8 protein-coding genes are annotated in these 9,586 nt (G+C 72.1%); 6 read left to right on the top strand and 2 right to left on the bottom strand.

Features of this window, described 5'->3' with window-relative positions; all coding sequences use genetic code 11:
- Window positions 1-224: 224 nt before the first annotated feature.
- Entirely contained in the window at window positions 225-404 is a 180-nt protein-coding gene (locus VF746_30520) for a hypothetical protein (protein HEX8696793.1), read from the bottom strand.
- Between the two features lie 200 nt (window positions 405-604).
- Here VF746_30520 and VF746_30515 point away from each other — a divergent pair, with 200 nt between their 5' ends.
- On the top strand, window positions 605-1,126 hold the full coding sequence (locus VF746_30515; protein ID HEX8696792.1) for a GNAT family N-acetyltransferase: 522 nt from the start codon (window positions 605-607) through the stop codon (window positions 1,124-1,126).
- A gap of 389 nt (window positions 1,127-1,515) precedes the next feature.
- On the top strand, window positions 1,516-2,718 hold the full coding sequence (locus tag VF746_30510) for a GGDEF domain-containing protein (protein ID HEX8696791.1): 1,203 nt from the start codon (window positions 1,516-1,518) through the stop codon (window positions 2,716-2,718).
- A 97-nt stretch (window positions 2,719-2,815) separates the two neighbouring features.
- On the opposite strand, the gene VF746_30505 is transcribed toward VF746_30510, so the two are convergent.
- The gene (locus VF746_30505; GenBank protein HEX8696790.1) at window positions 2,816-4,297 is read right to left on the bottom strand and encodes an HD domain-containing phosphohydrolase; all 1,482 of its coding nucleotides are present in this window, start codon (window positions 4,295-4,297) and stop codon (window positions 2,816-2,818) included.
- 607 nt (window positions 4,298-4,904) lie between these two features.
- Between VF746_30505 and VF746_30500 the strand changes: the two genes are divergently transcribed.
- From VF746_30500 to VF746_30485, 4 genes are all read left to right on the top strand, one after another.
- On the top strand, window positions 4,905-5,135 hold the full coding sequence (locus VF746_30500) for a hypothetical protein (GenBank protein HEX8696789.1): 231 nt from the start codon (window positions 4,905-4,907) through the stop codon (window positions 5,133-5,135).
- Window positions 5,136-5,905: 770 nt separating this feature from the next.
- Window positions 5,906-7,288: a sigma-54 dependent transcriptional regulator gene (locus VF746_30495; GenBank protein HEX8696788.1), complete on the top strand. Its 1,383-nt coding sequence runs from the start codon at window positions 5,906-5,908 to the stop codon at window positions 7,286-7,288.
- A 168-nt stretch (window positions 7,289-7,456) separates the two neighbouring features.
- On the top strand, window positions 7,457-8,011 hold the full coding sequence (locus VF746_30490; protein HEX8696787.1) for a hypothetical protein: 555 nt from the start codon (window positions 7,457-7,459) through the stop codon (window positions 8,009-8,011).
- Window positions 8,012-8,044: 33 nt separating this feature from the next.
- The gene (locus VF746_30485; protein HEX8696786.1) at window positions 8,045-9,331 is read left to right on the top strand and encodes a tetratricopeptide repeat protein; all 1,287 of its coding nucleotides are present in this window, start codon (window positions 8,045-8,047) and stop codon (window positions 9,329-9,331) included.
- Window positions 9,332-9,586 lie beyond the last annotated feature (255 nt).

Below are 9,586 nucleotides of genomic sequence, written 5' to 3'. Positions count from 1 at the left end.
ACGGACGGCGGGGAGCAGCCTCTTCACTCAGGACGGAGCACAACACACTCAGTCCATCAACCATCCGAACCGCCGTATACGGACCCGTACGTACGGTGGTGGGGGAGGGGGTGCCGGGAGACCGGCCCCCCTATCCCGATTGGTATCGATTGCGGTGCGCTGGGCTGGCGCTGTTCCCGGTCTCGGATCCGCTCCGGCGTTCGCGTGGCGGAGTTGGGCCGTGATCAGGCGCAGTTGCAACGCGTGTCCCAGCAGGTCGTGCAGGTCCCGATCAGGGTGCAGTACCGCGACCCGGCCGCTGCATCCGTCGCGGGCTCCGCCTCGGGCTCCGCCACGGCGAGCGAGAACGGGTCCTGGTCGAGGACGAACGAATCGACTTCCAGCGTGTCGAGTAGCAGCTTCATGGGATGCCTCCGGGAGAAGCGGTTCATCGCAGCGCGATCGTGAGCCATGCCGGCCGTGGCCGCAGGAACCGCTGCGGCGCCTGAGAGGGTGCGTTCCATCGTAGCTCCGTCGTGATGTGGCAGCAAGGAATACGTGTGCGTGTTCGTCGGACGATGCGGCACCCGCCTGCCGCCCCACGTTTGAGCCTGCGAGGTGAAAGGTGCCGATTCGAAAGGGTGAACGAGCGGATCTTCCTCAGATCTTCTCCGTCGTCAACGAGGCGGCGCAGGCGTACCGGGGGGTGATCCCGGCCGACCGGTGGCGCGAGCCGTACATGCCGCGGGACGAGCTGGAGCGGGAGACCGCGCAGGGCGTCGTCTTCTGGGTCGCCGAGGAGGAAGGACGCCTGCTGGGCGTCATCGGAATCCAGGACAGGGGACCCGTCGCGCTGGTGCGCCACGCGTACGTCGCGCCGGCGGCGCAGCGGATGGGCGTGGGTACGAAGCTCCTGCGCCACGTCGAGAGCCTCGTCCACAAGCCGATCCTGATCGGCACCTGGGCGGCTGCAGCGTGGGCGATCGAGTTCTACCGGCGCAACGGGTTCACCGTCGTGCCGGACCACGAGAAGGAGCGCCTGCTCCGGACCTTCTGGTCGATCCCCGAGAGACAGATCGAAGCCTCCGTCGTCCTCGCCGACAGGCGCTGGATGGAGGCCGAGAGGCCGGCTTCGACGGACGGCTGATCGCGCCGGGCAAGCGTCGCCGGAACGGTCACGATCCCATCGTTCCACCGCTGTTCTGGATTTCCGGGCTCCCGACCGGGATCGTCCTCCAATCGCGACAATCCCACCGCTCCACAGAGTGCCGCCTGCGCGCGGGGCGTTGCTGCGATGGCGTTCCAGTGACGGTCATAGACACCATCGGGCCATTCATAGAGATTGAAAACGATACCGGATCCCGTCCCCGGAAGGGGACAGCGATTGACGCTCCCGGGGTACAGTGTTATTTTCGTAACGCATTGTGCAGCAGATGGTTAGGCGTACATGGCCGCGGGCGTGCTTCCCTCGCCCGCTTTTTCTTTGGAGATCCTGTCCACGTGCGACTGCGACGGCTCGACGATCGGACGCCCGGGATGCTGCTGGCGACGCCCACGCGGTGGATCGCCGGCGGGAGCCGGGAAGCGCCGGGAGACGGAGAGGTGCTCTCCGCCGCCCCGGGCGCGCTCGTCCCCGTCCCGGCGCTGGTGGGCGGCGAGGGGCTGGTCCTGCTGCTGGAGGCCGGCGCCGACGAGGCGCTGCTGCTGTCGTCGCCCGACGCCTGCCGGGTGCCGCGCGGCCGCGAGTCGGACCTGCTCCAGCGCGCCGCCGCCCGCGCGCGCCAGGAGCGCGTGCGGATGCACAAGCGGCAGCGGCTCCCCGACCAGCTCATCGCCTACTTCGAGGAGCTGAACGCGGCCGAGGCCGTCGACGCCGTGTTCCGCGCGCTGGCGACCCACGCGCTGGCCATCGTCGGTGCGCACACCGCCGTGGCGCTGGTGCGCGACGCGGAGCGCGGGCTGCTGCGCGCCCCCGCCCGCCCGGGCGCGCCGCCGGGCGAGTACCGGCCGTGCGTGCTCTGGGACGAGCGCCTGGCCTCGCCGGGGCTGGCGCTGGCACCCGACGCCCGCGCCGGCGGCTCCTTCGCCACGCTGGCCCCCCTCTTCGGCGACCCGCAGACCAACCTGATCGCGCACGTCCCCGTGGGCGAGGAGGGGGTGCTGGTGCTCACCGAGCGGCGCGAGGAGCGCATCTTCGAGCCCGAGGACTGGGACGTGCTGCGCGCCCTGGCGCTGCAGGCCGAGATGGCGCTCAAGCGCATCCGCCTAATCGAGAGCGTGCGCAGCCTCTCGCTCACCGACTCGCTCACCGGCCTGGCCAACCGCCGCCACATGGAGGTGGTGCTGGAGCACGCCTGGGCGGCCGCGCGCCGCGGCGACCCGCTGGCGGTGGTGGTGCTGGACCTGGACGACTTCAAGGACGTCAACGACCGCCAGGGGCACCAGGCGGGCGACCGGCTCCTCTGCGCCGTGGCCGACGCGCTCCGCGCCGAGGCCCGCGGCGCCGACGTGGTGGTGCGCTACGGCGGCGACGAGTTCCTGGTGATCCTCCCCGGCGGGAGCGCCGTGGGGGCGCGGACCCTGGCCGACCGCGTGCGGCGGCGCCTGGCGGGGCGGGTGGGGGTGAGCGCCGGGGCGGCCGAGTACCACGCCGAGTGCGCCTCGCCCGACGAGCTGATCCGCGAGGCCGACCGCGCCCTCTACGAGGCCAAGCGCAGCCGCGTCGACGGCAGGAGCTGATCCCGCATCGAGGGGGGACCGGATCCGGTCTCGAAGAAAAGCAGGCGGGGTGCTCCCGGAAGCCGGGAGCACCCCGCCTGCTTTTGCGTGTCCGCCGCTACTTCGCGGTGAGGGCCGCGGCGTGGTGCCGCAGGCGGTGCATGTCGGCGAAGTCGGGGAGCACGGTGCACTCGGCCCAGGGGTCGTCGTCGGTGTCGGCCGACTCGCCCGAGTCGAGGACGGCCAGGAAGACCTCCACGATCGCCGGGTCGAACTGGGTGCCCGAGCAGCGCACCAGCTCCGCCCGCGCCTCGGCGGCGCTGGAGGCCTCCTTGTAGGCGCGCCGGGTGATCATGGCGCAGTACGCGTCGACCACGGACACGATGCGCGCCGGCAGGGGGATCTCCTCGCCCGCCAGCCCGTCGGGGTAGCCGGTGCCGTCGAAGCGCTCGTGGTGGTGCAGCACCACGTCGGCCACCCCCTCCAGCGCGGGGACGCTGCTCAGCAGGTCGTGCCCCACGCGCACGTGGGCCCGCATGAGCTCCACCTCTTCGGGGAGGAGCGGCCCCGGCTTGTGCAGCACGCCGTCGCTCACCCCGATCTTCCCCACGTCGTGCAGGAGCGCGGCGTAGCACACCACGGCCCGCTCGCGGTCGGGGAGCTCGAGCCGGTCGGCCACCAGGCGGGCGAAGCGCGAGGCCATCTCGCAGTGCCCGTGGGTGTACGGGTCCTTGGCCTCCACCGCGTCGGCCAGCATGCTCACCGTGGAGACGTAGGCGCTCTGCAGCGCCTTCTCCAGGTGCCGGTTCTCCACCGCCACGGCCGCCTGGTCGCCCACCGAGAGGAGCGTCTCCACGTCCTCGGGGTGGAACCCGCCCGTGGCCTTGTCGGCCACCACCACCACCCCGTCCAGGTTGCGCATCAGCACCACGGGGCTCGCCACGTAGTTGCGGAAGCGCTCGTCGGCGCGGTCGGGCGCGGGGAGCCCCTCGGGCCCGTCGCCGGCGCCGTCGTTGCACACCAGCGGCTCGTTCTGCTGCAGCACCCGCCGGCAGAGCCCCTCCAGGAAGGGCGAGAGCTCGGCCTGGGGGTATCCCTCGATCCCCACGGCGGCGCGCACGCGCAGCCGCCCGTCGCCCGCGCGGCTGGTGACGTAGAGCCCCTTGCCCGCGCCGGTGATGGCCAGGCACGCCCGCAGGATCATCTCGTAGACGTTGCCGCGGAAGAGGGTGCGGTGGATGTCCTTGAGCGCCTGCGCCAGCGTCTCGGCCCGGTGGCGCTGCCGCTCGGCGCCGCGCCTCGTCTCGTCCAGTTCGCGGCGGGTCTCCTCCAGGGCGCGGCGCTCCTCCTCGGCCTCGGCGCGCGCCGCGTCGCGCTCGCGCCGGGCCCCCTCCAGCTCGCGGCGGCCCTCCTCCAGCTCCCGCCGGCTCTCCTCGGCCTCGGCCTGCGCCGCCTCGCGCCCGGCGTGCGCCGCCTCCCACCGCTCCTCCCACTCGCGGGCGCGCGCGCGGTAGGCGTCCGCGGCCGCGTCCAGGTGCGCCAGGACGGCGTCGTCCTCGGCGGTGGGGTCGGTGCGGGTGAAGTGAGCCTGCGTGTCCATCGCTGCCACCGTCGGTTGGGGTGATGCCCTCTCTCAACTGCTACGGAGTAAGCATCAGCCGTGCCCGGAGAAAATTACCGCACGGCGCGAAAAGCACGGTCCGGGAGCCGGCGCCTCACCAAAACAGGGGAAACGCCTTCACCAGAATGGTGAAATCCGGCCCCCGCCGCCGCGCTGTTTTTCGGTGAGCCGGCGCCGGATCCGCTCCCTCCCCACCCTGGAGCACGCGTCTCGGAGGGCCGCGGTATTTCCGAAACTCCCTCGGAGCTCCATTTCTCATAAGCGGTTGATCGAAAACTCTTTAAACGCGACTCCCGGAGGGACCAACGCTCGCGAAATCCAGTCGGCCGGAGGCCTTCGCCGCAGCCGGACGCGACCCTCCTTCACCACTTCAGGGCACGGTCTCCTCGGGTGGACCCGCGCTTGCCCTGGGGTGTGGCACCGGGACGCGCCGATGGAGGGGCGGCTCGCCCGCCACGGGGGAACGGAACGAAGCGTCGGCTTACACCGGCCGCGGGCGGCGGCACCTGAATCGGGCTACAGGCGCACCGGCGTGGCGCCGGACGGTCGACCTGGATTCTCGACAACAGGAGAAGCACGACATCAGGTGGTCGACGACGCGTGGGGCAGCAGCGGCGACTTCGTGCCGGAAGACCCCACCAGCGCGGCCGCGAAGGAAGTCTACAGGCAGGCCGCCGTGGTCTTCGCGGCGGGGAACGAGGGGTCGGGGGAGAACACGCTGAAACCGTACAGCGCAGCTCCGAGGGTGATCAGCGTGGCCGCTGGGTGCAAACCGGTCTCCCCCGACCCCACCAGCTTCGGTGGTGCGCCTGCCTGAGCGCAGGCCGACGACAGTGGGGCAGTAGCGGCCGATGGGTCCCGGTGCGCGCTGCCAGTCGGGCCGAGGTCCGGGGGAGGGTGGGCCCCCGGCCTCGGCGTTTTTTCAAGTGCTGAGTGCGAGGTGCCGAGTGCGAAGCGACCAGCTTTTCGGCGCACTTCGCACTTCGCACTTCGCACTTCGCACTTCGCACTTCGCACTTCGCACTGCCGTTTGGGCGTGTCCCTCCGCTGCGCTCCGGGCCGGGCTGCGCGCGCGGTAGGGCAACAAACGACGTTGCCCAACCGCGCCGGGCCACGTTCGCGCCAAACCCCCGGCGCGCCCGTGTCCCGGCCCTCCGGGCGCGCATCCCTCACGCGCGTACCGCTCCGTCGGTCAGATGCGGGGCGGTCTCCTTCACCCCGGTTGAAACCGGGGGGCTACAACACCACGAAGTCCGCCTGCGCGGACTGCACCAGAGCATCCACGCGCAACGCGGGGCCCTGCGGGGGGGCCGCACAGTCGAGGCAGGCCTCGCCCTGCGCACCGGCCGCGTCCCCGCCCGTCACGAGTGCCGCGCATCCCCCACCGGTCACCGATCCCCCGCAGTTCCGCACCTCGCACCTCGCACCTCGTACCCCGTACCCCGTACTTCCGTACTCACGCACTCCCCCACGTGACCAACCCCTCCCCCCGCTCGTCATCCCGCCCGACCACGTTGCACAGTTTTGAGGTATGCCGCAGATTGAGCGCGCACAATCTGCCTGCCTCTCCCTCATTTGCGTACGCCCGTGCCGCTCCCCGCCGTCCTGGTGATCGAGCCGTCGCCCGCCGCGCTGGAGCCCGTGCGCGAAGCGGTGGGCCCGCGCGCCGAGGTGCGCTCCGCCGCCTCGCTGTCCGAGGGGCTCGAGCTGCTGCGCGGCGGAGGCTGGTCGGCCGTGGTCCTCTCGCTCGACTTCCCCGCCGCCGACCTGGCCCTGGTGCAGCGCATCATCGAGTCGGGCACCGCCCCCGGAGGGCTGCTCCTGGTGGCCTCGCGACCCACCATGCAGATGATGGTGGAGGCGTCGCGCCTGGGCGTGCTGGGACTCTACGCCTCGCCGCCCAATGCGCAGGAGCTGGCGGCGGCGCTGCGCGAGGTGTTCGCCGGCGAGGAGGTGCTCCCGCTCACCCCCGCCGACCTGGGCGAGGACGGCGACGACGAGGCCGCCATCGGCGCCAGCCCCGCCATGCTCGAGGTGTTCCGCATGGTGGGGCGCGTGGCCAGCTCCTCGGCCACGGTGCTGATCCTGGGCGAGAGCGGCACGGGGAAGGAGCTGGTGGCCCGCGCCATCCACCGCAACAGCCCCCGCGGCTCCGGCCCCTTCGTGGCCATCAACTGCGCCGCCATCCCCGAGAACCTGCTGGAGTCGGAGCTCTTCGGGCACGAGAAGGGCGCCTTCACCGGGGCCATCGCCCGCAAGATCGGCCGCTTCGAGCGCGCCGACGGCGGCACCCTGCTCCTGGACGAGATCGGCGACATGAGCCTGGCGCTCCAGGCCAAGATCCTGCGCGCCCTGCAGGAGCGCGAGATCGAGCGCGTGGGCGGCGAGGACCGCATCCCCGTGGACGTGCGGGTGGTGGCGGCCACCAACAAGAACCTGCGCACGGCCATCGCCGAGGGCACCTTCCGCGAGGACCTCTACTTCCGCCTGGCCGTGGTCACCCTGCAGCTCCCCCGGCTGGTGGAGCGCGGCGGCGACCTGGACCTGCTCATCCGCCACCTGGTGGCCCGCCACGCCGCCCGCTACGGCCGCGAGATCCGCGGCATCGCCCGCTCGGTGTTCGACCGCCTGCACGAGCACGACTGGCCGGGGAACATCCGCGAGCTGCAGAACGTGCTGGAGCGCGCCGTCCTGGTGGCCCACGGCGCGGTGCTCCTCCCCGAGCACCTCCCCGTCGACCAGCTGCGCGCGCCGGCCGCCGACGGCGACGGGGCCGGCGCGCCGCTCAAGGGGTACTCGCCCGAGCTGTCGCTGGAAGAGGTGGAGCGCCTGCACATCCGCGAGGTGCTCCTGCTGGTGGGCGGGCACCTGGGGCGCGCCTCCGAGGTGCTGGGGGTGCACCGCAACACGCTGACCCGCAAGGTCCGCGACTACGGGCTGGAGGGGGTGGGCGCTTCCCCAAAGTGGTGAGCCTGCCCGAAAATTGTGCAAATCCCCTCCGCCGGCCGGCGGCCGAGACCGCCCGGAGGACGCCGGAATCGCTTGCGGCCGCGAGAGATAACCGGGGCTGGACGTTCGGCACGGCCCCTGCTGGGAAGTGAGGTGCGCTGTATGGACCCGAACACCCAAGGAGCTGCCGTGAAGACCCGCCGCCTACTCGCCGGGCTGGCCGCCGCCGTTGTGACCCTGGCCGGCTGCTCGTCGGACATCACCCAGGCGCCGCTCGCCGCGCCCGAAGCCCCGGCCGCGGTGCTGGGGGGGAGCATCGACCTCACCGGCGTGCTGACGTTCGCCGGCGCCCCCAGCCTCGCCGAGCCCCGCCACGCGGAGAAGTTCATCCGCGCGGCCGAGGGCGGCTCGGTGGAGCTGCAGGGCTTCCGGGTGGACATCCCCGCCGGGGCGCTCCCGCGGGACATGACCATCACCATCGACCTCCCCGCCGACCAGGTGCTGGCCAAGCGGGTGCTGGCCGAGTTCGGGCCGCACGGCACGCAGTTCAACACGCCGGTCACGCTCAGCTTCCCGCTCGTGAACGCGCTGCTCGGCGGCGGCCCGCTGGCGGTGGCGCGCTGGGAGGGCGACGCGTGGACCCAGCTGCCGAGCTGGCTCTCGACCGACGGGACGCGCCTGTACGGGACCACCCCCCACTTCTCCACCTACGCGGCGCGCGGCTACACCATGGGGGGCGGCTGAGCCGCCCCGCCGCACACTCTCACGCGCTCTGGCATGTCGCTACCCCTCCGGGTGGAGCGGGCGCTCGCCCTGGTTCCCGACCTCGAGGAGTTCCTCCCCTTCAGTGACGCTCTGATCGGGACTTCGCACCCCGACGGCGAGAAGAAGTGGGCGCGTTCGAGCGCGTACACCACCCTGGGCAAGCGCGTGGTCGACGCCGGGCGGCTGGGCGAGGTGATCCCGCGCATCGCCGAGCGGGTGCAGGAGCGCGTCACCCGGCTGTACACGCTGGTGTTCACCGCCATCCAGCAGCAGGAGGCGGGCAACCCCGCGGCCGCCGCGGAGACGCTGGTGAAGGCCGGAGAGCTGGAGGAAGAGGAGCGGCGGCTGGAGAAGGCCGAGACGTTCTATACCCTCGCGCTGGAGATCGCGCGCGACCTGCGCCAGAAGGGCCCCCAGATCCTGGCGCTGCGCCGGCTGGGCCGCGTCAACCGCGCCGCCGGGCGGCTGGAGGAGGCGTGGGGCTGGTACCAGCAGAGCTACAACCTGAGCGTGGACCAGATGGACCTGGCGGGGCAGATCATCGCCTGCCAGGGGCTCGGCAACCTGTGCGACGACCACGGCGAGCGCGACCAGGCGCAGCAGTGGTACGAGCGGGGGCTGGCGCTCGCCGGCGCGGTGGACGACCCCCAGCTCACCTGGCCGTTCTACACCAACCTCTCGATCCTGGCGCTGATGCGGGGCGAGCTGGCCGAGGCCGACGAGCTGCTGGCGCGCGCGCGCCGCTGCTTCGAGGCGATCGGCGACGACAGCCTGATGTTCTACTGGTACAACAACCGCGGGCTGCTCCGGCTGGAGAGCGGCGACCTGGCCGAGGCGGAGCACACCTTCCGCGAGGGGCTGGCGCGTGGCCCCGACCCGTTCTGGGAGATCCTGATCCGCGAGAACCTGGGGCAGGCGCTGGCGCGCCAGGGGCGGCTCTTCGAGGCCGAGCAGGAGGCGCGCCGGGCCGAGGAGCTGGCCATCCTGCACCGGTACGTCCCGCGGCTGGTGGAGGTGTACCTGCTGTTCGGCGACATCTCCTGCGCCCGCCGCGACGAGGAGGGGTTCGTCTTCTACGAGCAGGCCCTGGAGGTGTGCCGCGAGCGCGGGCTGCCGCGGGTGAAGGCCGCGGCCGTCCACCGCGGGTACGGGCTGCTGCTGAAGGCGTGCGGCCGCCCCGCCGAGGCGCAGGCGTACCTGCAGCAGGCGCGGGAGACCTACGCCGAGCTGGGGCTGGCGCCCGAGCTGAGCCGCGTGGAGGCCGACCTGGCCGGGCTGGGCGCCGCGGCGGCGGCGTAGGAGCCCCCGCGCCACCCTGCGCGTCCGCCGCGCCCGCGACGACCCTCTCCCCGAACCGCGGGAAGAGGGTCGCCGTCGTTCAGCGCCGGAACGCGCCCGGCAGATCCCGACCCGATGTCTCATACCACTTTGCAGAGCATCGTTCGGGTACAGCTTTCTGATAGAGCATCACACAGAGGACACAGAGGACACAGAGGACACAGAGAAACTTCAATCGCGTCTTCAGTTCCTCCGTGTTCTCTGTGTCCTCTGTGT

It is taken from the genome of Longimicrobium sp. (assembly GCA_036389795.1).
Lineage (GTDB): Bacteria > Gemmatimonadota > Gemmatimonadetes > Longimicrobiales > Longimicrobiaceae > Longimicrobium.
The sequence above is the reverse complement of the archived record's forward strand: the minus strand, read 5'-3'. Positions and strand labels throughout refer to the sequence as shown.